This window comes from Burkholderia sp. KJ006 (assembly GCF_000262695.1).
In the GTDB taxonomy this organism is placed as follows: domain Bacteria; phylum Pseudomonadota; class Gammaproteobacteria; order Burkholderiales; family Burkholderiaceae; genus Burkholderia; species Burkholderia vietnamiensis.
The window spans coordinates 806,340-827,972 of the sequence record NC_017920.1 but is presented as its reverse complement, the minus strand read 5'-3'; the positions used below and the strand labels follow the sequence as shown (position 1 = coordinate 827,972).

At 60.7% G+C, this 21,633-nt stretch carries 16 protein-coding genes; 1 reads left to right on the top strand and 15 read right to left on the bottom strand.

The genetic code is table 11. The features are described 5' to 3' along the window. From MYA_RS03740 to rfbB, 13 genes are all read right to left on the bottom strand, one after another. A complete protein-coding gene (locus tag MYA_RS03740) occupies window positions 1-2,391 on the bottom strand; it encodes a glycosyltransferase family 4 protein (protein ID WP_041493771.1) in 2,391 nt (796 codons plus the stop codon). After that, window positions 2,388-4,124, bottom strand: coding sequence for a glycosyltransferase family 4 protein (locus MYA_RS03735; protein WP_158333092.1), 1,737 nt, complete (start codon window positions 4,122-4,124; stop codon window positions 2,388-2,390). Before MYA_RS03735 ends, MYA_RS03740 begins: the two co-directional genes overlap by 4 nt. Before the next feature lie 66 nt (window positions 4,125-4,190). Then, entirely contained in the window at window positions 4,191-5,282 is a 1,092-nt protein-coding gene (locus tag MYA_RS03730; protein WP_081057399.1) for a class I SAM-dependent methyltransferase, read from the bottom strand. A gap of 133 nt (window positions 5,283-5,415) precedes the next feature. Further along, entirely contained in the window at window positions 5,416-8,643 is a 3,228-nt protein-coding gene (locus MYA_RS28915; protein WP_014722561.1) for a glycosyltransferase, read from the bottom strand. A 201-nt stretch (window positions 8,644-8,844) separates the two neighbouring features. Then, window positions 8,845-10,278: a mannose-1-phosphate guanylyltransferase/mannose-6-phosphate isomerase gene (locus MYA_RS03720; protein ID WP_041493769.1), complete on the bottom strand. Its 1,434-nt coding sequence runs from the start codon at window positions 10,276-10,278 to the stop codon at window positions 8,845-8,847. A 62-nt stretch (window positions 10,279-10,340) separates the two neighbouring features. Then, window positions 10,341-12,218 carry a glycosyltransferase family 2 protein gene (locus tag MYA_RS03715; protein ID WP_041493768.1) on the bottom strand — a complete coding sequence of 626 codons (1,878 nt, stop codon included), beginning with the start codon at window positions 12,216-12,218 and terminating at the stop codon, window positions 10,341-10,343. A gap of 129 nt (window positions 12,219-12,347) precedes the next feature. Beyond that, the gene (locus MYA_RS03710) at window positions 12,348-13,097 is read right to left on the bottom strand and encodes an ABC transporter ATP-binding protein (RefSeq protein WP_014722558.1); all 750 of its coding nucleotides are present in this window, start codon (window positions 13,095-13,097) and stop codon (window positions 12,348-12,350) included. 10 nt (window positions 13,098-13,107) lie between these two features. Beyond that, on the bottom strand, window positions 13,108-13,890 hold the full coding sequence (locus MYA_RS03705) for an ABC transporter permease (RefSeq protein WP_041493767.1): 783 nt from the start codon (window positions 13,888-13,890) through the stop codon (window positions 13,108-13,110). A gap of 57 nt (window positions 13,891-13,947) precedes the next feature. After that, on the bottom strand, window positions 13,948-14,856 hold the full coding sequence (locus MYA_RS03700; protein ID WP_014722556.1) for a glycosyltransferase family 2 protein: 909 nt from the start codon (window positions 14,854-14,856) through the stop codon (window positions 13,948-13,950). Continuing rightward, window positions 14,849-15,748: a dTDP-4-dehydrorhamnose reductase gene (gene rfbD, locus MYA_RS03695; protein ID WP_041493765.1), complete on the bottom strand. Its 900-nt coding sequence runs from the start codon at window positions 15,746-15,748 to the stop codon at window positions 14,849-14,851. Before rfbD ends, MYA_RS03700 begins: the two co-directional genes overlap by 8 nt. Further along, window positions 15,741-16,292 carry a dTDP-4-dehydrorhamnose 3,5-epimerase gene (gene rfbC, locus MYA_RS03690; protein WP_014722554.1) on the bottom strand — a complete coding sequence of 184 codons (552 nt, stop codon included), beginning with the start codon at window positions 16,290-16,292 and terminating at the stop codon, window positions 15,741-15,743. Before rfbC ends, rfbD begins: the two co-directional genes overlap by 8 nt. Continuing rightward, window positions 16,277-17,170, bottom strand: a complete 894-nt coding sequence (rfbA, locus tag MYA_RS03685; protein ID WP_041493764.1) for a glucose-1-phosphate thymidylyltransferase RfbA — start codon at window positions 17,168-17,170, stop codon at window positions 16,277-16,279. The genes rfbC and rfbA overlap by 16 nt, the downstream gene beginning before the upstream one ends. An 11-nt stretch (window positions 17,171-17,181) precedes the next feature. Continuing rightward, a complete protein-coding gene (rfbB, locus tag MYA_RS03680; protein WP_014722553.1) occupies window positions 17,182-18,243 on the bottom strand; it encodes a dTDP-glucose 4,6-dehydratase in 1,062 nt (353 codons plus the stop codon). Between the two features lie 338 nt (window positions 18,244-18,581). Here rfbB and MYA_RS03675 point away from each other — a divergent pair, with 338 nt between their 5' ends. After that, complete coding sequence (locus tag MYA_RS03675) at window positions 18,582-19,421, top strand: symmetrical bis(5'-nucleosyl)-tetraphosphatase (RefSeq protein WP_014722552.1); 840 nt, start codon at window positions 18,582-18,584, stop codon at window positions 19,419-19,421. A 33-nt stretch (window positions 19,422-19,454) separates the two neighbouring features. Here the strand turns inward: MYA_RS03675 and MYA_RS03670 are convergent, their stop codons facing one another. Then, on the bottom strand, window positions 19,455-20,312 hold the full coding sequence (locus MYA_RS03670) for a lysophospholipid acyltransferase family protein (protein ID WP_014722551.1): 858 nt from the start codon (window positions 20,310-20,312) through the stop codon (window positions 19,455-19,457). Between the two features lie 19 nt (window positions 20,313-20,331). Beyond that, the gene (locus tag MYA_RS03665; protein WP_014722550.1) at window positions 20,332-21,609 is read right to left on the bottom strand and encodes a dihydroorotase; all 1,278 of its coding nucleotides are present in this window, start codon (window positions 21,607-21,609) and stop codon (window positions 20,332-20,334) included. Between the last annotated feature and the right edge of the window lie 24 nt (window positions 21,610-21,633).

Sequence of the window (21,633 nt, the reverse complement as noted above, 5' to 3'; positions counted from 1 at the left end):
TTAGCCGACGCACGCCGCTATTCGCGCCTCGATTTCCGAGCCGTAATCCGCCCAATCGAAGATCTTGCGATCAAGAGCATCTTGCGTCAAACGGCGACGCAACGCCGGCTGCGTGGCCAATTGTTCCATCGCCGCTGCGAGCGCATGTTCATCAAGCATGTTCACGGTCATGCAGCCCCCGTTTTCCGCGAGTTCGGCCATGACTCCGTCGGAGTGGCACAAACATGGTGTGCCCATCCAAAGGCTCTCCATGATCGGTAGCCCATAACCCTCGACAATTGACGGATAAACGGTAAACGCGGCACGGCGAAACTCATCCGCAAGCGCTTCATCGGTGAGCAAGCCGGTCCATTTGATACTTGGATCTTCCGCCATCATGTGCTGGAGCCACGCAATCAGGTCGTCCGCCTCGGCGAAGCGATGCCCAACCAGAACGAGTTGCAACGGTAGATCCGGGCGACGCGCTCGCAGCAACCTATAGGCCTCCACCAATGTCCGGTGATTCTTGCGCGGTTCGATGCTGCAGACACAAAGGATCGTCAGTACACCGTTACCGGGCTCTTCGGCGAATGCCTGCACACGCGGCCTGGCACCGAACTGGCCTGGCAGATAGACGGCTTCCCCCGACGGGCATGGAAGTCCCACCCGCGCCGCATAGTCCCGGAACTCCTTGAGACTCTCACGCGAAATCGACCAGATGGTATCGAACGAAGCCAGTGCCTCCAGATAGCCGGGAAACTTCTCGACGACTTCTCTCGCACAAAACGGGGGATGCGATATCGGGATGACATCGTACAAAATGCCGCCGATAACGAGATCCCGCGCACGAGCCCATAAAACGCGCCTGTGCACCGTACCATCCAAGGCGACCTCGGGGAAAAAAAATACCGGAGCCTTGCCGTTACCGAGCACCTTCAGGCAATTTTCGACAGTCCCGAACGCCTCCCGCAACGAGATGTGCACAGGTCCGTCATAGGTCGCCAACGTCTCTCCCTCGCGATCGGTGAGGAGCCGATAGCCTTCGATGTCCGGATCCCAACACACGAACACCGGCATCACCACGGCCGAACCCTGAAGCGCGCGGCACAAACGTCGTGTAACGCGAATCACGCCGGGGTTGGCGGGATCGACGGCTGAGTTGGTGCAATCCACCAGCACCAATCGCGGGGCGGCGGACGTCGCGGATTCCGCACGGCGCGTCTCGCCCCCAGGTTGATCCGCGATGCGCGCCAATGCGGACAGATATTGTTCAAGCGTCGCTTTCCAGCCAAAGGACGACCGAAATCGTTCGAACCGGGCCTCGGTCAGATGAGACGGAATGCCCTGCCTCAAAATATGCACAGCCTTATAGACCATGTCGTCCGGTTGACCACAGAGCAGCCATGGATCAGCAATGACTTCCGGGTGGGCGCCGAGACTGAATGCAAGTACCGGGCGACTCAACCACTGCATTTCCGCCAATGGCAAATTGAAGCCTTCCCATAGCGATACCGTCATGCCCAGTTCACACTGGCGCATGATCTCGTTGAGTGCGGCATCCCCGACGAAACCGAGAAATACGACTACATCGGCGATTTTTTCGGGTACCGCGAATTCCCCTTCGCGCGCCAACACCAGCAGCCTCGCCTCAGGAACAACCTCGTGGATACGTTCAAATACCTGCAGACCGACCGGGCCATTCTTGTAGCCCAGCGGCTCGAAACGCCCCAGTAGCATCACTGGCTTGAAACCGGTGGCGACGAGAGATCGTACGCGACTCAATGCCTCGTCATCGACGTGACTGCCGTCAGGCGCGCCAAACAGGGAACTCTGCAAATGATCTGCGCCAAGCAGGATAGTCTCCACGCCCTCCGCGCTTCCCCGGTCCGGCAAGGTCTGGGTTTCGCGAATGAACGCGCTGATTGGAAGGACGGCGCTGAAGCGGGGAAGTTCGCGCGCCCGGATGCGCCGCAATTCGCGCTGGGTCGGCAGCACGCCCTCCGGCATGCCGTCCTGAGGCACCGCGCCGGCGTCGATAAAGACAGACTTCGCGCCGCGCTCCGCGCACACCGATGCTGCTGAGAAAAAAGGCCAACCGCCAACGATAACGACATCCGGCCCCTGCTCGGCAAACATCTGACTCCAGCGTTCACGCAAATGCTCGGCCGCGCGCTCCTCCGCGTACACGATCGACAGACGCCCGACGTCGTCCCATATCTGCAAGGCAGGCGAAACCTGTCGAACCGCAGCCTCTTCGCAGCGTAGACACACGAACGTAACGAGATGCCCTTGCCGCACCAAGCTTTGGCCCAGCACCAACAGGAGACGATCCACCCCGAAGCGCGGTAGCAAGCGCTCGTTGCAGATAACGAAGTGACGCCGCCGCATCTGCTCTACTTTCATCAAATTCATGGCCAAATGTCTGGGCAAGGGATATGGAAGGACGCTTGCGGCGCGATTGTCGCGAGCATGTCGGCGGCGCCGCGCGGATTCCACGCGCGAGGCAATGCTGCGGGATCGACCGCGACGCTCGCCAGCAGGCCCCGAACATCGGCAACGGACTCGACCGCACAAACGCCGCCGAACATCTGCCCCACCACCGACAGAGGTTTGCATTCGGCGGAGACAATGATCGGCAGTCCCCAACGGACGGCCTGCAACACAGCTGCAAAGTCGATGTCCTCGCTCCAGTTCCAGAAGGCCGCCGCGTCCGCCCACGCGTCCGCAGGCAGCCAGTCGTACCACAACAAGCGTACGCGCCGCCCTGCGCCGACCTCGTCTTCCGTCTGATGGAGCGTCTGCACCGCATCGGCAATTTCCCGGCTCGGTGCACCGCCCGCGCACAACACCATCGGTTCGTTGGGCAATAAGCGCGGATCCGCCAGCACGTCCTCATAGACGTCAAGCAGGCGGGCAACAGCGGCTTCTTCCGTATACCCTTCGCGGCGAGCCACGTTCCTTTCGCCCTCTTCTCGCGCGCGCTCGGGTGCGTCGATGTATGCCCGCATCGCTTCGGCAAGCCGGTCGGGAGCCCAAGGGGGCACAAGCGTCCCCGTCTTTCCCTGCTCGATCAACGCGCCGATCCCGCCGACGTCCGTTGCCAGTTGCGCCATACCGGCAGCCATTGCCTCAAGAAGCGACACCGGCTCGTTCTCGGGCCATCGCGAGGGCAGTACGATCACGTCACTGGCACTCATCAATTCAATGATCCGATCGCGTGGCACGCGCCCTAGGCAGTGGACAGTCTCATCGAGCCCCCAATCGACAATCTGACGTTGGGTGTCTCCCAGCAAGTGGCCGTCACCTGCGATCGTGAGCGACCAACGCCCTTTCAACGATACATCGTCAGACAGACGTTTCGCCGCTTCGATGAGATCCGGAATTCCTTTGTGTTCCCCCATGTAGGCGACGCACAGAAAGCGAATCGCAGCGGAAGGCACGCGCTTCAATTCGCGGAACGGACGGAGATCAATGCCGTTCGAAATGACGAAGGTTCGATCGCGCTGAGCGGCGCCCGCCTGCACGTACGCGTCGGCGAGGGAGGCACTCGGCGACACGAGTGCCGAAGCGTGTCCGAGACACCAGACGATATAGTCTCGCCGCAAACGCATCGGCACCGAATGCGTCAGATCATGCGGGTGAATCGATGCGCTGCAACGGGTTCCGCACTCTTCGGTATTGCCGCAAATCGAACCATCGTCGCGAAGCTTCGTTCCGCGGTAGCAAAGCCCCCACAGGTCGTGAAGCGTGACCACGACCGAAATGCCTCGACGTCGCGCCAATGGAATGAGATGCATCCCGAGACCGGCCATATTGTGAAAATGGACCAAGTCTGGTTGCTCGGAATTCAATATGGCCCTGAAGTGCTCCGCGACGCGGTCGTTCCTGAAATTGTCGCTGGCTTCGAACGACGTCACGCTGGTACGCCACACAACCATCCCGTCGTCATCTTCTCGATCGAGACGGCCTCGGGCGTCTGCGTTTTCCGCGATCCTTCCCGTAAACACGATCACGTCATGACCGCTCGCCGCCAGCCCGAGTGCCTGACGGCGAGCCACAACCTCGGCACCACCCAACACGTGTGGTGGAAACAGATTGCTGACGATAAGGATTCGCCTGCGGCGCTTCTTGGTATCTGAAAGCACGATTAGATCTTCTAATGATGAGTACGCACGCCAGTACGATTCAGCACGCCGGTTTCCCGTCGGCACTCATTGATGTTCGTCCGCCGACCCCGAGCGAATCGCGGACAGCTCGAATTCAAAGCACTGACCGTTGCGGCGGCCGCGGACCGGCACTTCGACCTGCCCGAATCCGGCTTCTTCGACCAATTTCGTGAAACTTTCCGGCGTCAACAGGTTGAAATGGAAATCGCCGTTGTAGTCCTGACTTCCGAACAACACTTCGCGGAATTCATCGAAAGAGTAGCTGCCTGCCGCAACCGCGTTGAGCATAGCTTCCCCATCGGGCACGATCGCACGCAAGCGTCCGCCGGGTTTCAACATGGACCGCCAGTGCGGTAACAATCGCCGACGCAGTTCCTCCTGCGGGAAATGCTCGACGAGATGTGACGAAAACACTTCGTCGACGCTTCCCTTGTCAAAAGGCAAAGCGCCGACATCGGCCACCACATCGACGCCCGGAACCTCACGGGCATCGACATTGACGTACTCCGGCATCGCGATGTGACCACATCCCAGGTTAACCTTGAAATTGCCCGCAACCTTGGCCCGCTCCACTTTGTCCGGCGCCAGCATCTTCGCGACGACATCATCCGATACGACGCCCGGGCGGGCATTGCGTCCGGCACCGTAGCTCAGTTCGTACATCATTTCGCGACGTACGAACTCGACGCGGTCGAGCAAGTAGCGCAATGTGCCATCGACCTCAGCACTGCGTCGCGCCATGTCTTGACGAAGACTGTCGATCGGCTGCGCAAAGCCGCTCGACGCCATTTCAAGACGCTTTTCGACCGCCGTTGCGACAGCCGCGTCGAGCCGCGCTTCGATCCCCGCTTGCAGCCTTTCTTCGATGTCCGACAGGTGTGCGAGCCGATTGTCGATTCCGCTCATGTCGTTCCGCACCCGCAACCAGACCTTAGTCAGATCGTCGATCGTCCGCTGGCTACGGCTGCACTCCTGCTTCAGGCGATCCGTGGTTGCCGAGGACGATCGCAGTTCGTTTTCGATATGTTGGAGCCGGGGTTCGATCAACATCAACGGCCGATTCAAACGAAACAGCAATGGACCCAGCAAAGGTCGCGCGAAGCGTTTCATGGTTTGCTTCAGTTGGCTCACAGTCATAAGTGCTCCGAATTGCGTTTGAGATGTTGGAGGAGTATCAATTTTCCCCTTCACGCAATCTCGACAGGAACTTGGCAAAATAAATCAAGTGAACGTCATGCGCTCAAGCGATGCGATGTTGAGCGACTGATTCTCAATCGCGTGACAACCGTTCGGATCGACGTTCCGCCCAAATCACTTCGAGCCGGCCACGCATAGCCTGGCCCACCGGAACAGAACCGTAGCTGCGCCAGATGCGCTCGCGCGCGACCCTGCCACGCCTGCGCCCTTCCGACGGATCCGCCGCAACGCGCCGCATCACCTCGACTGCGGCAGCCTGATCGGGCTCCGCCCAAGACTGCCCTTCGGACCACGGATATTCGTTGGACGCCACCGGTCGCAACTGGTACGGAATCGGATAACCTGTCTCGGCAGTCAGGAAATCGGTGCAACCAGAATAATCGGTACCAATGACGATCCGCTCAAACGTCATCGCTTCCGCCATGCCGAGGCCGAAACCTTCGGCACGATGCAACGAGACGTAAGCATCCGACGAACGGATCAAGCCAAGCATCTCGTCGCGCGCCATGTTCGAGTCAAACATGAGAATCCGAGGATCCTGTCGCATTGCATCGATCACGACGGCCTTGATGTCGGGGAAGTGATCGGGTGCCCCGGTGGACTTGATCACCAGCCCGACATTCTCGTCGCCAAGCGGGAAAGCTTCCTGGAATGCCCGCAGGACACCCAATGGATTCTTCCGGAACGGCGACGAGTAGTAATCGAAGCTAAACATGAAATAAAAGCGCTCCTCGTCCATGCCGAAGTGCGCCCGCCCCGGGTGATCTCCGCCGGTATCATCCATCGCGGGCGGCATGACGGTGATTGGTCCGTCGAAGATATGCGCGAACGCATCAGCGATAAACGTATTGGGTGCCCAGATTTCGTGAATGTGAGCAAGATTTCCGCGCCAAGCCTCCGGCGCCCTCGCAAGCTCCCAATACGGACACAGGATGTTATAGGACTGCGCCAACAGCCGTGGATCCAGTTCCCGAAACACGGCAGGCACCTGGTCGCAAGCGACCTCGATCACGTTGACGTCGTAAGGACGCTTCTTGTCGTACCGGTCGGGCATGTATTCCCCGATCAATCGGCTTTCGATCCCCACTCGGAACGGGTAGACAGAAAACGGCAAATCGACCGCTTCGGCCGCCGTCAGATTCGCACGGAATGCTTGCCCCAGGCCCAATGCACCCTCGGCATAGCCAATAAACAGGACCCCGTCGCGCAGTTCCAGCGGTTCGCTCGTGAAGCGGATCGGGAGAACCGGCGTCTGGTGGTCCGATGCCTGCCCTTCGCCCGCGATGCGGTGTCTGAGCCACTGCATCCGCGTCCGGAAAAAAGGAGCGATCAGTTGCTTCGACGATATCGCAAGCGCGTGCTTCCAGCCCTGTTGCTCCAAACGGTCCGCAAAGAAGTTCGCCAGAAAGCCGCTACGACGGAACCCTCGCACGACAACGCCCTTCCATCTCATTGACGCGCCCGCACCGGTCGTGGTCCAGCCCGCTTCGCCAGACGACGGCAGCTGCATTCCGCCCATGCCGCGTACATTCGAAGACGTCTTCGACCGCGCTGTCGATACCTCGAGTTTCCCCTCGTTTTCCGCGATCAACGCTCGACGGATCGACAGACTGCATTCGCGCCACGAGAATTTCGTGCGAATAGCTCGAACGCCCGCCTCCGAAAGGAGCCGGTATCGTGCCGCGTCCATGTCGTTCGCCTCCAGCAGCAACGTCACCAGATGCTCGGCGGATGGCTCCCACCAAGTGCCGATCATGCCGAAACCCTTGTCGGAGTAATCGGCCGGGATTTCTGTTCCGTTCAACAACAACGCACCAGGAATCGTAAAGTCAGCCATTGCGCTGAAATTCCCGAAAATGGCTGGCGTACCGCACGCCATGGACTCGGCAATTCCGAACCCGAACCCCTCCGAGCGCGACGAGCAAACCGTGAAATCCGCACTGCGATAAAGCGCCGCCAAAAACTCCTCGTCCATGCCTGCGAAGCTTTCGTAAACCGCGATCCCTTCCGAAAAGTATTCTGCTATGCGAAAGTTCTTCCAGATGCGCGTGCTGTCAGGATTCGGCATGGCTTTCAATACGCCCGTGCCCATCAGGATCAGCCTGGCATCAGGCCGCAAGCGATGAAAGGAACGCCATGCCTTGACCATGACGTCGAGCCCCTTCCGGTACTGATTGCTGGCAAACCACAGAAAGGTCTTCCCGTCCGAAAAGCGCATCGACGGTCCCCACGGTTGAAAGACATCGCTTTCGATACCGAGAGGAGCGTAATGAACACGATCAAAGCCGGCGCTCTTCAGTACCTCTACCCCCCAACGGGAAGACGTCAGCACCATCTTGTAGCGCTCTTTGAACTCCAGCCACGACTCGGGCAAGCGCGACGTCTCCCAAACCGTATAAAGACAATCGAAAGGCTTCGCGCCCGGATGCGAAAAGACAAGCTCGGGTGCAGCAGGATGAACGAGACCGTAGCGCCTCAAATAGGGATGAAGATTCTTGTTGACGATGTTCCAGGAATTGGTCTCTTTCGAGTGGTGATTCCTGTGGGAAACAGAGTGTCCAAGAAACTTCTGGGCAAACAGGAGCTTGTTCTTCGCGAGGTAGTTGCGCTTGAATTCACTCGGTTTCTCAGCAACGGTCGAACTCGTCCAGTGCTCGATCTGCGAGTAGGTCAGATATGCGCAGGTGTATCCGGCGTCGCGCACGCGAAAACCGAAGTCCGCATCCTCGTGATAAAACCCATACTCGTTATCGAGAAAACCAATCTTGTCGATGACCGACATGCGCACGCCAGCAAGAGTCAACTCGCAAAAATCAGCCTCCAGACGCTTCGTATCGCCCGGCGGCGGAACGAAATCGTGCTTGAAAGTCAACGTCTCGAGATCCCAGTATGCCCGGTAGGCCAGCTTCCTTTCTGTGGCGCTCTTGTCGATGAGGATCTGTGCCGGCGCAACGATGGCGAGGTCCGGATCCGTCAAAAGCTCAGCAAGCAACTCTCGGATCACATCGGTTGTAAGCGTGAGATCGTTGTTGGCGACAAAAACAAAATCACACCCGCGCTCCTTGGCCATTTCCGCGCCGATGTTGCACGCCTCGGTGTACGTATGCGCTCGCCCAAGCTGCCGCAGGCCGACGCCTGCGCTGCGACATACCTCTTCAGTATTGTCCGCACTCCCCTGATCCAGCACCACGACCAGTTCACCAGGAATCCGAAGCGTTGGCAGCATTCGCTCCAGAAGTTTGGCGCCATTGATCGATGGAATGACGAGCAGGGATTTTTTGAGTGCAGTTTCAATAGTCATGTTTGCTTTACGTTGGCAGCCGGGGAATACCCTTGTCCCAACCGTGGCTAGGTTCATTTCCAAACCGGCGGACAGCGGCTCCGTTCATGGATGGCACGGATGCTCGGGCGCCACCTTTCCGCCTTCGCCACCGGGCTTTCGATTACCGACACGCGTCCAGGACGAGCGTGCCAGATCTGACCTCGGCGATTAACGTGGCGCTTACGACGACGCAACCACCCGCCCGTAGTGATCCTCGAAGCGGACGATGTCGTCCTCGCCGAGGTATGCCCCGGATTGGACCTCGATCAGTTCGAGCGGGATCTTGCCAGGATTTTCAAGACGATGTGTCACACCGAGCGGAATGTAGGTCGACTGGTTTTCGCTTAGCAACGTCACCAGATCGCCATTGAAAACGCGTGCCGTGCCACGGACGACGATCCAGTGTTCCGCGCGGTGATGATGCATTTGCAGACTCAGCGATGAGCCCGGATTGACGATGATGCGCTTGACCTGGAAGCGCTCGCCTTGGTCGATGCTTTCATAAGAGCCCCAAGGCCGAACGACTTTCCGGTGCGTGACCGATTCATGGCGGCCCATCGCGCTGAGCCGTTCGACGATCTTCTTCACGCGTTCCGACTCGTCGCGATGGGTGACGAGCACCGCATCCGCCGTTTCGACGATGACGAGATCCTTGACACCGATCGCGGCAACCATCCTGTGATCGGCGCGAATGTAGCTGTCGGTCACTTCGTCTGTCAGCACATCACCCAGCACCGTATTGCCTTTCTCGTTGGTGGCGGAAATCTCTGCGAGCGCTGCCCACGAACCGATATCGCTCCAGTTGAGGCCGGTTGTCGCCACCATCACTGCGCGATGGGTCTTCTCCATCACCGCATAGTCGATCGAGATATTCGGGCTTTCCTGGAACGCAGCCGGATCGAGTCGCACGAAATCATCGTCACGCTTCGCCTGCGCGAGCGCCAGTTCGACCTGCTTGAGAACGGCGGGCTCGAAGCGCGCTAGTTCTTCGAGGTACACGGACGCCTTGAGCATGAACATGCCACTGTTCCAATAGTAGCCACCGTCCGCGAGAAACCGCTCCGCCGTGGCACCGTCCGGTTTCTCGATGAAAGCATCCACGCCGTAGGCGCCTTCATGCGACGCCAGTGCGTCGCTGCGACGAATATAGCCGTAACCGGTATGCGGCCTTGTAGGTTCGATACCGAAAGTCACCAGATGGCCTTCGTTCGCGATGTCCCGGGCAGTCGACGCGATTCGTGCGAAGACCGCTTCGTCGAGAATGACGTGATCCGAAGGCAACACGAGCAGCAAGGCGTCCGGCGTCTGTTCCAGTGCGAGCAGCGCGGCGGCGGCCACCGCCGGCGCCGTATTCCTTCCAACCGGCTCGAGTACGACCGCAGATGGCGTCACGTCGATGCTGCGCAATTGATCAGCAACGAGGAAGCGCTGCTCCGTATTGGTGATCACGATCGGCGAATTCACGTCCGCCATACCATGCAAACGCCGTACCGTCTGCTGTACGAGCGTATGACTGCCCGTCAGCTTCAGATATTGCTTCGGGTACCCACCGCGCGACATCGGCCAGAGTCGGGTACCGCTGCCGCCACATAAGACAACCGGATATACGTTCACGTCAACTCCGTAAAATAATGATGCTCTAAGAACTGCATGTGCGAGAAGTTCGGCACACGGGGCTATGCGGGCACTTCCACCCGCGGCGGCCATGCCAAACCAAAGTCGTCACGCGCCAAAGTAAGATTCGGGCTGTAGAAAGGATCGTGCTTCAGGCGGTGCCCCCAACGTTCCTTCATATACTCGAACTCGCGCTCGAAGCGCGCTCGCCTGACAGGATCGTCGTCACGTCCTCGCGTGGCCGACTCGTGGTGGTACAACTCTGCAAATGGGGTCCACACGTTTCGGTAGCCGGCCTCTCCGACGCGAAGGCAAAAGTCGACATCGTTATAGGCAATCGCCAGATCCCGCTCGTTCAATCCGCCCACCTCGCGATAGATAGACGTGCGTACGACAAGGCAAGCCGCAGTGACTGCAGAGAAGGCGTTGATGAGGCCCGCTCTACCAAAATATCCGCGCGCCGCGCGTGGCAGGTGTTTATGGGCGTTCCCGGCCACGCCCAGAATTCCCAAAACTAGTCCGGCATGCTGAATTGTATCGTCGGGATAAAGAAGCTTCGCCCCCACGGCCCCAACGTCCGGTTGTAACGCCAACGCAACCATTTCCGACAGCCAGTCAGGAGATATGACTTCGACATCGTTGTTCAGCAGCCCGACCAACTCGCCGTTCGCCTGTCCAACGGCCGCATTGTTCAACGCGGAATAATTGAACGGACTGTCATCGCGCAAAATGCGGATACGGGGATCCCCGGCTATCGAGTCGAAATAGCGCAAGGCTTCCGGATCGTCAGAACCATTGTCGATCAGGATCACTTCATAGTTGGCGTACGTCGTTTTCTCGAAAATGCTGCTGATACATCGGCGCACCAGTTCGGCGGCATTGCGCGTTGGAATGATCAGGCTGACGAGCGGCTGCCTTCCCGGCAACGCATACCGGGCTCGATAGCCATAGCCGATGTGCTCGACTGTGCAGTCCACGCCCCGCCGCTCGAAATGCTCGTTGAGGGCGCGCTCTCCAGCGACCGCAGCGTACGGCTTTGCGTCCGAGCTGAACGCGGTGCTCTCCGAATGAACTCGCCAGTGATAAAGCACGTGTGGAATGTGATGGATTGCCGCGATATCCGTGCGTTCGATACAGCGCAATGCCAGATCGTAGTCTTGCGAGCCCTCATACCCGACGCGGAACCCTCCCACTTCATTCAGCAACGCTCTGTCGTAAACGCCAAGATGGCTGAACATGTTGTGCGAGTAGAACAAGTCGGGATTCCACGCGCACTTGAAATAGGGATCGTGACGTACACCCGACTCGTCGATTTTGTCCTCATCCGAGTAGATCATGCGCGCGGAAGGATTCTGCTCGATGACGTTAGCCACATGGTAAAGCGCATGTTCCGGCAGCAAATCGTCGTGATCGAGGAGTGCGACCCACTCGCCCGTCGCCAACGCCAGCGCGCTGTTCGAGGCGGCAGAAATATGCCCGTTTTGTTCGCGAAATACAGCCTTGATACGCCGATCCTCGCTCATGTAACGCTCGATCAACGGGCGAACAGCCGGATCAGTCGATACGTCATCGGCGATGCACAATTCCCAATGAGGATAAAGCTGGCCACGTACCGAATCGATTGCCGCTGCAAACCATTCGGGCCTGGGGTTATACACTGGCATGATCACGGAAATCACCGGCAGGCGATCGAACCCGGCGATGTGCCGCCGAATGGCATCCCGCGTTGCATCATCGACCCGGTCGTAGCGATGCACCCAATCGACATAGTCGTCACGACCAATGATCCCCGGCGCACCGGCCCGCAGCCAAACAAGTTTGTGCATCACGCCAGCGATGCCCTCGCGGCGATATACGCCATATGCCTTGCGCAGGACAGCGCGGAGGCCACCACCTCCGGCTACCCGTTTCGCCAGCGAATGTATCTCCAACAGTTTCAATTTGCCCCACACCTTGCCATATCTTGCGGCCCACCCATTGCGCCCGCTGCCATCGCGGCCGCCTGCCTCACAACGAACCCGCGAACGGCCAACGCGGCGTTCATCAGGTTCGGAGCTTACGACGATTGCTCAGGCCGTTGCCGCTTCGTATGCCGACACGATCTCCTCCGTCGGCCCGAACGCCCGTACACTTCCGCGCTCCATCCAGAGCACCTTGTTGCACACCTTACGGATCTCTGAGTTCGAGTGCATCGCAAGCACGACGATCTCAGCGCGACTGTGAAGATCCGCCAGCCGCGCCTCGGCCTTATGCATGAAGGATGCATCGCCAACGCCCATCACCTCGTCAAGCAGCAGAATTTCAGCGTCGACCGCCGTCGACACCGCAAACGCGAGTCGCACTTTCATCCCGCTGGAATACGTACGAATAGGAAGATCGAGATAGTCGCCCAGTTCGCAAAAGTCGGCGATTTCTCGTTGCTTCGCACGAACCTCCGAATCTGACATCCCGAGCAGTAAGCCACGGAGCCGGATGTTCTGCATACCGGTTGAATTCTCGTCCATGCCGAGCCCAATATCGAGCAACGGTACGACTTTCCCGTCGCGCGACAGCGTGCCAGCGGTGGGCGGGTAGATACCGGCCATCGCGCGAAGCAGCGTCGACTTCCCCGCACCGTTATGCCCGATCAGACCGACGCGGTCACCTCGTTCGAAACGCAGGTTTACGTTATCGAGGGCACGCACGACGATGACACCGTCGTTACCTTCGGCTATCCGGTTGCGCCGTCCCATGCGGAGCACTTGTTTCTTGAGCGATCGCCCCTGCACGTCGAAGATCGGCAGATCAAGCGTCACGTTGTTCAATTCAATGTATGCCATGGTACGTACCTCAAACCCAGTACGGAATGCGCTTGAGATAGCGCCCGGTCATCAGCATCGCGAAAGGCCATCCAATCAGCGCCATGCCAATCGTGACCGCCCATGTCGTCACGCTCGGCACCTGCCCGATCAACGGACTACGCACGAGGTCGATCAGATACGCGAGTGGATTCCATTCGACGATGAACGAGAAGCGGGTCAGCGAGTCCGGACGGAAGATGACCGGCGTCACGTAGAACGCAACCTGGAGCAATGCGCCGACAATCTGCGGGAGGTCGCGAAAACGCGCTGACAGCAAGCTGATCGTCATTGCGATCCACATCGCGTTGATGACATAAATCATGAGCGCCGGTATGAAGATCGGCAGCGTGTCCCACCGCTTTACGCCAAAAATCGCCAGCAACACGATCACAATCAGAAAATTGTGGGCGAGAACGATCAGGTTCCGCCAGACGACTTGCAGGATATAAATCAGCTTTGGGGTGGCCATCTGCCGGATATAGGACGCGCTATTGATATATGCGACGCTGCCTTCCTGGATGGTTGCGGAAAACATGCCCCACAACACGAGACTGCACGCGAGAAACGGCAGATACTCGTTGATCTTCTGCCCGAACAGCGTGCCGTAGACGATACCCAGCGACGTGATCATCACGCCCATACTGATAGTTAGCCAGAATGGCCCGAGGCGCGAACGCGCGTAGCGTTGCCGGATTTCGAGCCACCCGAGCAGCGTCCACAATCGCCACGATGCGATGCTTTTCTTGAGGTCAACGAGTGAGAGATTCAGCATGCAAGCTTTCAAAAAATGAATGGATAGGGAATCTTCGAACAATTATCGCCAACGAAATCAGAGCGCTCCGGCACGGCCGACTATCCCGTGCCAGATGCCCAGCAGCGACAGCCGCAAGTGAGTCAGGCGAGGCTGCATGAAAAGCGCGTAGATCGCAAGACGAAACGGCATCTTGACGAGTTCGGTCGATTTCCAGGTCCAGGGCACGTAACCGCGCCTGATCAGCGCCACGGCATTACGGAACAGGTAATAATGGCGCACCGCACTATGCCCCGGATATTTTCTGCCGAACACGCGCACGGGTTCACCGCCAAGTTCGTGCGCAAGCCGCAATGTCGGCGCACCGAGTACCGCATAGCCTTTCGAACGGGCGCGAACGCACCACTCCAGATCAACGAAATCGATGAACAGTGAATCGTCCATGGGACCGATGTCGCGCCACGCCGCGAGATTGACGCAAGAACCTGACGTAATCAGAAAATCGACGTCGATCGGCCGTGTCCCGTTCGGCTCAACGCGTTGCAGCTTCAGGTAGCCAAAACGGACAAACGGTGCGATTCCTCCCAAGCGTGCATCTTCGTATGCCGGCCCGATGAGAGCCACACGCTGATTGTGCGCACGCTCATCATCGAGCAGTTGCGGCAGTTCGGTCAGCAGTTGCGTCGAGGGTTCACTATCCTGATCGAACAGCAGCGCACTCGTGCACCCTGCGTCGAGCAATCGCTCGACGCCTTGGTTGAGCGCCGTTGCAATGCCCAGGTTCGAACCGTTTGCCAGATAGACAATCTCGTCGTCCAGTCCCAACGCATCCGCCGTGGATACAGATTCGGTATTGTCGACGACGACACATGGCCACGTAGCCGCGAGCCGATTCGCCCGGGCCACGCACGCGCAGTCCGGCCGATAGAAGACGATCACGATGCCCGTGCGCTCCCCACGGGTCGATAGTTCGTTGGAGTTACTCACTCAGACAGAGCCGTAATGCATCGTCCCAAAACGGCATGTGCAGGCCGAACGTCCCGGCCAGCTTGTCGAGAGACAACCTCGAATTTGCCGGACGCTTCGCAGGTACCGGATAGTCGCTTGCCGGTATCGGTACGACCTTCGGCGCACGCTCGCCCATCGCCTCGGCAAAGATGACTTCGGCGAACCCGTGCCACGATGTCGCACCAGCCGACGTGAAGTGATACACGCCGGAACGCTGCGCCCACCAGTGCGCGTCATCAGCAGCCAACGCCTGTGCGACGATGTGCGACGTAGCCGTGGCGATAGTCTTCGACCAGGTGGGCGCACCGATCTGATCCGCAACTACGCGCAGTTCCGGACGCTCGCTCGCTAGCTTCAGCATCGTCAGCAGGAAGTTCTTGCCGCGTCGGCCGTACACCCAGCTCGTCCGCAGAACTAGGTGCGCACATCCCGTCGCGGCGATCGCCTGCTCGCCTTCGAGCTTGGTCAGTCCATAGACGTTCTGCGGGTTGACCGCATCAGTTTCGACATAGGCGCCCTCTTTCGTGCCATCGAACACGTAATCGGTCGAGTAATGAACGAGCGCCGCGCCGCTGCGCGCTGCCTCCTCCGCGAAAACACGTGGTACATCGGCGTTCATCCGACGCGCAGCATCGATGTCCGTCTCCGCCTTGTCGACGGCCGTATAGGCGGCCGGATTCACGATGATCGACGGCTTCAGCCCGCGCACGACACCACGCACGCGCTCGAGATCGGACAGATCGAGCATCGGACGATCGCACGCCACCACGCGCCCCAACCCTTGCAACGCGCGCAACAGCTCGAATCCGACCTGGCCGTTCACACCCGTCACCAGAATCGTCGGCTCAGGTTTCACGCCCAACTCACGCATAGACTTCAGCTTCGCTCAAACGCTTACCCGCCGCGTCCTTCGCGGCCAGCAGCGGCTCGAAATCGATGGGCCATTTGACCCCGATCGCCGGATCGTTCCACGCGATGCTGCGCTCGTGTTCCGGAAACCAGTAATCAGTCGTCTTGTAAAGGAATTGCGCTGCGTCCGACAGCACGACGAAACCGTGCGCGAACCCAGGTGGCACCCATAGCTGACGATGATTGTCGTTCGACAGGATAACGCCCACCCACTTGCCGAAGTTCGGCGAATGCTGGCGAATATCGACCGCGACGTCGAATACTTCGCCTTCGACGACGCGCACGAGTTTGCCCTGCGCGTGCTGGATCTGGTAGTGCAGCCCGCGCAGCACACCCTTCGACGACCGCGAATGATTGTCCTGCACGAATTCAACGCCGGCTTCGACCTGCTCGGCGAATTCTTTCTCGTTGAAGCTTTCGTAGAAGAACCCGCGCGCATCGCCGAACACCTTCGGCTCGATGATCTTGACTTCGGGCAGCGCCGTCGCCGTTACTTGGATGGCCATGCAACCCTGTCCGTAAGAATGTTCTTGAGATACTGCCCGTACGCGTTCTTCGCGAGCGGCTGTGCAAGCTTCAGCACCTGTTCCGCGTCGATCCAGTTCCGGCGGTAGGCGATTTCCTCTGGGCACGCGACTACTAGGCCTTGCCGCTTCTGCAGCGTCGCGATGAAGCTGGCCGCCTCGATCAGCGAATCGTGCGTACCGGTGTCAAGCCACGCGTACCCGCGCCCCATAATCTCGACATTGAGCGCGCCATTCTCAAGATATCGCGAGTTGACGTCCGTGATTTCGAGCTCGCCTCGCGGCGACGGCTTGATGTCGGCCGCGATGTCGCACACCCGGTTGTCGTAGAAGTACAGGCCGGTCACTGCATAGTTCGAACGCGGCTGCGCTGGCTTCTCTTCGATGGACAGCGCACGGAACGACCTGTCGAATTCGACGACGCCGTAACGCTCCGGGTCATGCACGTGATATGCAAACACCGTCGCGCCGGTTTCCTGCGCGTGCGCACGCTCGAGCTGCTTCGCCAAATCGTGGCCGTAGAATATGTTGTCGCCGAGAATCAGCGCAGACGGATCATTGCCGACGAACTCCTTGCCGATGATGAACGCCTGCGCGAGACCGTCAGGCGACGGCTGCACCGCATACTCGATATTCATCCCCCACTGGCCGCCGTCACCGAGCATCGACTCGAAGCGCGGCGTGTCCTGCGGCGTCGAAATGATCAGAACATCGCGAATACCCGAGATCATCAGCGTCGATAGCGGGTAATAGATCATCGGCTTGTCGTACACCGGCAGCAACTGCTTCGACACGACGTGCGTGATCGGATACAGCCGTGTGCCGGAGCCGCCGGCGAGGATTATGCCTTTACGTGCCATCGCATTGCTCCTCAGGCTCGTTTCCCGTAGTTGGTCTCGACCCACTTGCGGTACTCGCCCGACGCCACTTCGTCAGCCCAGGCCTGATTATCGAGATACCAGTCGACCGTCTTCGCGAGGCCGGTTTCGAATGTTTCCGCCGGCTTCCAGCCGAGTTCGCGCTCGAGCTTGCGCGCATCAATGGCGTAGCGGCGATCGTGCCCCGGGCGATCCGTCACATAGGTAATCTGATCCCGATACGAACCGGCCGCCTTCGGGCGCGCGTTGTCGAGTAGGTCGCACAGCGTGTGCACGACGTCGAGGTTCTTCTTCTCGTTCCAGCCGCCGACGTTGTACGTCTCGCCGGGGATACCGCGTGCGAGAACTTCCCGGATCGCGCTGCAGTGGTCTCCGACATACAACCAGTCGCGCACGTTCTGGCCATCGCCATACACCGGCAGCGGCTTGCCGGAGAGCGCATTTCCGATCATCAACGGAATCAGCTTCTCGGGGAACTGGTATGGGCCGTAATTGTTCGAACAGTTCGTCGTCAACGTCGGCAGGCCGTACGTATGATGGTAGGCCCGCACCAAATGGTCGGAGCCGGCCTTCGTCGCGGAATACGGACTGTTCGGCGCGTACGGCGTCGTCTCGGAGAATTGCGGATCGGTCGCCGACAACGAGCCGAACACTTCGTCGGTCGACACGTGCAGGAAACGGAACGCTGCCTTGTCGGCGTCGTTCAGACAATTCCAGTACTGGCGGCTCGCCTCGAGCAACGTGAACGTGCCAACGACGTTGGTCTGTACGAAATCCGCAGGACCGTGGATCGAACGATCGACATGGCTTTCGGCGGCGAAGTGCAGCACTGCGCGCGGCTTATGCTCGGCGAACAGCGCATCGAGAGCGTCACGGTCACATATATCGACGCGCGCGAACACGTGCTTTGGGTTACCGTCCAACGACTTGAGCGTGCGGAGGTTCCCGGCATACGTCAGCTTGTCGACGTTAAGCACGGCCTCGTCGGAATCGCGCAGCCAATCAAGTACAAAGTTGGCACCGATAAAACCCGCGCCGCCCGTAACCAGGATCATGAGGCTCCCTCTAGTAATGCGCGGCAGGCGCCGTTGGGCACCGACCGCTTCAGATTCATAGCAAGCAACCATCGTCGCCGCGTCAGACCGGGAATTTTAACCGGTCGACATGACCGCCAAAGTCATGAAATGCTAATTTTGTTCGGGAAAACGACAATTATAGGGAGCCGCGCCAGGCAAAAGCCATGCCGCTAACAACTTGATACAGCGCTCCGCACCCTTGCTCAGAACGAAATTTCTTTTCAAATCAACGACCTTGTAGAGAACACAATCCCGAAAATGCCGTCGCCCGCCGACTACTCTTCGTTTATCCAGGAAACCCGAAGGATTCGCCTTTCATGACACCCCCCCCCCTCGCCATCGGCGACATCCAAGGCTGCCATTCCGCTTTCCAGTCGCTGCTCGACAAGCTGTCGCCGCCCTCCGACACCCCCCTCTGGATCGCCGGCGACCTCGTCAACCGCGGCCCCGGCTCACTCGCCGCTCTCCGCGCCGTGGTCGACCTCGGCCCCCGCGCGACCGTCGTCCTCGGCAACCACGACCTCCACCTGCTCGCAGTCTCAGCCGGCATCCGCACCGAGCGTCCCGGCGACACCATCGGCGAGATCCTCGCCGCCCCCGACGCCGCCGCCCTGCTCGACTGGGTGCGCCACCGCCCGTTCGCACATTTCGACGACGGCAAGCTCCTCGTCCACGCGGGCGTGCTGCCTCAATGGGACGTCACGCTCGCGCTCGAACTCGCCGACGAACTCCAGCGCGCGCTGCGCGCCCCCGACTGGCGAGAGACGCTGCAGGCGCTATACGGCAACGAGCCGAACCAATGGAACCCGAACCTGAAAAAACGCGACCGGATGCGCGTCGCGTTCAACGCGTTCACGCGTCTGCGCTTCTGCACGCCCGACGGCGCGATGGAGTTCAAGGCGAACGGCGGCCCCGACAGCGCGCCGCCCGGCTACCTGCCGTGGTTCGACGCGCCGGCACGCCGCACTGAAAACGTGACGGTCGTATTCGGCCACTGGGCCGCGCTCGGGTTGATGCTGCGCGACAACCTCGTCGCGCTCGATTCGGGATGTGTATGGGGAAACCAGTTGTCGGCCGTCCGGCTCACGGCCGACCCGGCGCAGCGCACGGTCACGCAGGTGCAATGCGACGCGTGCCGCACGCCCGGCGGCGAATGACCCGCACGCACAGCGCGCGGGCCGAATGAAGCATCAGCCTTCGCGCCCCGGCACCGGCTCCTCGGCCGTCGCATCGCCGGCCGCCGCGGCGCCGACTTCGCTCACCGGATATGCGTGCCGCTCGAGCTCCGCCAGCGCTTCGGGCGACGGCTTGCCGACCTGCGCCTGCATCGCTTCGAGCGCGGCCGCGATCGCGTCGCGCGCCGCCGCCGACGTCGCGCGGCGATCGCCGCCCGGCGCGATCGGCTCGCACACGTACAGATGCGCGACGAGCGGGCCGCCGCGCAACACCATGTCGAGCGACTTGCCGAGCGCCAGCTCGCCCGTGTAGGCCGGCGTGACCGACTGCCGCCCCTGCGCGTCCTCGTACATCAGGCAGATCGGCTGCACCGCGCAGCCCGCCGACACCGCAGCCTGGAACAGGTTCGCGTGAAACGGCAGCAACCCCTGCCCGTCCGACGTGGTGCCCTCCGGGAACACGCACATCACGCCGCCGTTGCGCAGCCGCTCGGCCATTTCGTGCATGACGCGCATCGCCTCGGTGCGCTTCTCGCGCTGCAGGAACACGGTATCGAGCTTCTCGGCGAGCCAGCCGACCACCGGCCACTGCCGCACCTCGGCCTTCGACACGAACGGCGTCGGCCGCCACGCGTTGACCGTATAGATATCGAGCCACGACACGTGATTGCCAACGACGAGCGCCCCCGCATCGATGCGCGCGCCGTCGTTGTGGACGACGACGCGCATCCCGCAGATCCGCAGCATCTTGATCGACCAGCGGCGCGTCATCTCAGCACGGCGCGCGGGCGATACGTGCGAAAAGCGCAGCGCGACGATCGCCATCCCGCGCAACAGATGAAAAACGAGACGCAGCTTGCGAAGTGCGATCATGACGAAGATCCGGCGTGGTTCAGTGGCGCTCGAACGCGACGTGCCCGCCCACGAGCGTCGCGCGCACGCAAGCCGGCAATTCGTAGCCGAGGAACGGCGAGTTGTGGCCCTGGCTCTTCAGCGCACGCGGCTCGACGCGCCAGTGCGCACGCGGATCGAACACGCACAGGTCGGCAGCGCCGCCTTCGGTGAGGCGCCCTGCCGGCAGCTGGAGCACATCGGCCGGCGCGGCGGTGATGCGGCGCAGCGCCTGCGCGAGCGGCGTGCCGGTTTCGTCGGCCCATTTCACCGTCAGCGACAGCAGCAGCTCGAGCCCCGTCGCGCCCGGCGTGGCTTCGGCGAACGGCAGCAGCTTCTCGTCGTCGTCGACCGGCGTGTGGTCGGAGCAGATCGCATCGATCGTGCCGTCCGTGAGCGCCGCGCGGATCGCTTCGCGATCGCGCTCGCCGCGCAGCGGCGGATCGAGCCGGAACTGCGAATCGAAGTAGCCGATATCGACGTCGATCAGGTGCAGATGATTCGCGCCCACATCGCAGGTGACGGGCAGCCCCTCGGCCTTCGCCTCGCGCACGAGCGCGAGGCCGGCGGCCGACGACAGGCGCGCAAGGTGCACGCGCGCGCCGGTCACGCGCATCAGTTCGAAGATCGTGTGCAGCGCGATGGTCTCCGCGGCCACCGGCACGCCGGACAAGCCGAGCCGCGACGCGAGCGCCCCGCTCGCCGCCACGCCGCCGCGGCCGATGAACGCGTCCTGCGGACGCAGCCACGTCGTGTAGCCATAGGTGCTCGCGTATTGCAGCGCGCGCAGCAGCACCTGCGTGTCGCGCACCGGCACGTTCGCATGCGTGAAGCCGACGCAGCCCGATTCGGTCAGCGCGACCATCTCGGTGATCACTTCGCCCTTCAGGCCGACGGTGAGCGCGCCGAGCGGATGCACGTTCGCCTGCCGCAGGTTGCGCGCGCGGAACTTGAGCATCTCGACGAGGCCCGGCTCGTCGAGCACGGGGTCGGTGTCGGGCGGGCACACGAGCGTCGTGACGCCGCCGGCGACCGCCGCGGCCATCTCGGAGGCGAGCGTCGCCTTGTGCTCGTAGCCGGGCTCGCGCAGCCGCGCGCAGAGGTCGACGAGGCCGGGCGCGACGATCAGGCCGGTCGCGTCGATGGTCCGGTCTGCGTTGAAACCGGCCGGAGCCGTGCCGAGCGCGGCGATCTTGCCGTCCGCGACGAATACGTCGGCCTGCCGTTCGGTGCCGGCGACCGGATCGATCAGCGTGCCGCCTTGGATATGAATCTTCATGCGCTGTCTGTGAATGCGTTGATT

Coding starts and splice junctions, on each gene's coding strand:
- MYA_RS03670 (WP_014722551.1), bottom strand. CDS start 20,312: ATGATCGCACTTCGCAAGCTGCGTCTCGTTTTTCATCTGTTGCGCGGG.
- MYA_RS28915 (WP_014722561.1), bottom strand. CDS start 8,643: ATGACTATTGAAACTGCACTCAAAAAATCCCTGCTCGTCATTCCATCG.
- MYA_RS03705 (WP_041493767.1), bottom strand. CDS start 13,890: ATGCTGAATCTCTCACTCGTTGACCTCAAGAAAAGCATCGCATCGTGG.
- MYA_RS03710 (WP_014722558.1), bottom strand. CDS start 13,097: ATGGCATACATTGAATTGAACAACGTGACGCTTGATCTGCCGATCTTC.
- rfbA (WP_041493764.1), bottom strand. CDS start 17,170: ATGGCACGTAAAGGCATAATCCTCGCCGGCGGCTCCGGCACACGGCTG.
- MYA_RS03665 (WP_014722550.1), bottom strand. CDS start 21,609: ATGAAGATTCATATCCAAGGCGGCACGCTGATCGATCCGGTCGCCGGC.
- rfbD (WP_041493765.1), bottom strand. CDS start 15,748: ATGCGTGAGTTGGGCGTGAAACCTGAGCCGACGATTCTGGTGACGGGT.
- rfbB (WP_014722553.1), bottom strand. CDS start 18,243: ATGATCCTGGTTACGGGCGGCGCGGGTTTTATCGGTGCCAACTTTGTA.
- MYA_RS03730 (WP_081057399.1), bottom strand. CDS start 5,282: ATGACTGTGAGCCAACTGAAGCAAACCATGAAACGCTTCGCGCGACCT.
- MYA_RS03675 (WP_014722552.1), top strand. CDS start 18,582: ATGACACCCCCCCCCCTCGCCATCGGCGACATCCAAGGCTGCCATTCC.
- MYA_RS03740 (WP_041493771.1), bottom strand. CDS start 2,391: ATGAATTTGATGAAAGTAGAGCAGATGCGGCGGCGTCACTTCGTTATC.
- rfbC (WP_014722554.1), bottom strand. CDS start 16,292: ATGGCCATCCAAGTAACGGCGACGGCGCTGCCCGAAGTCAAGATCATC.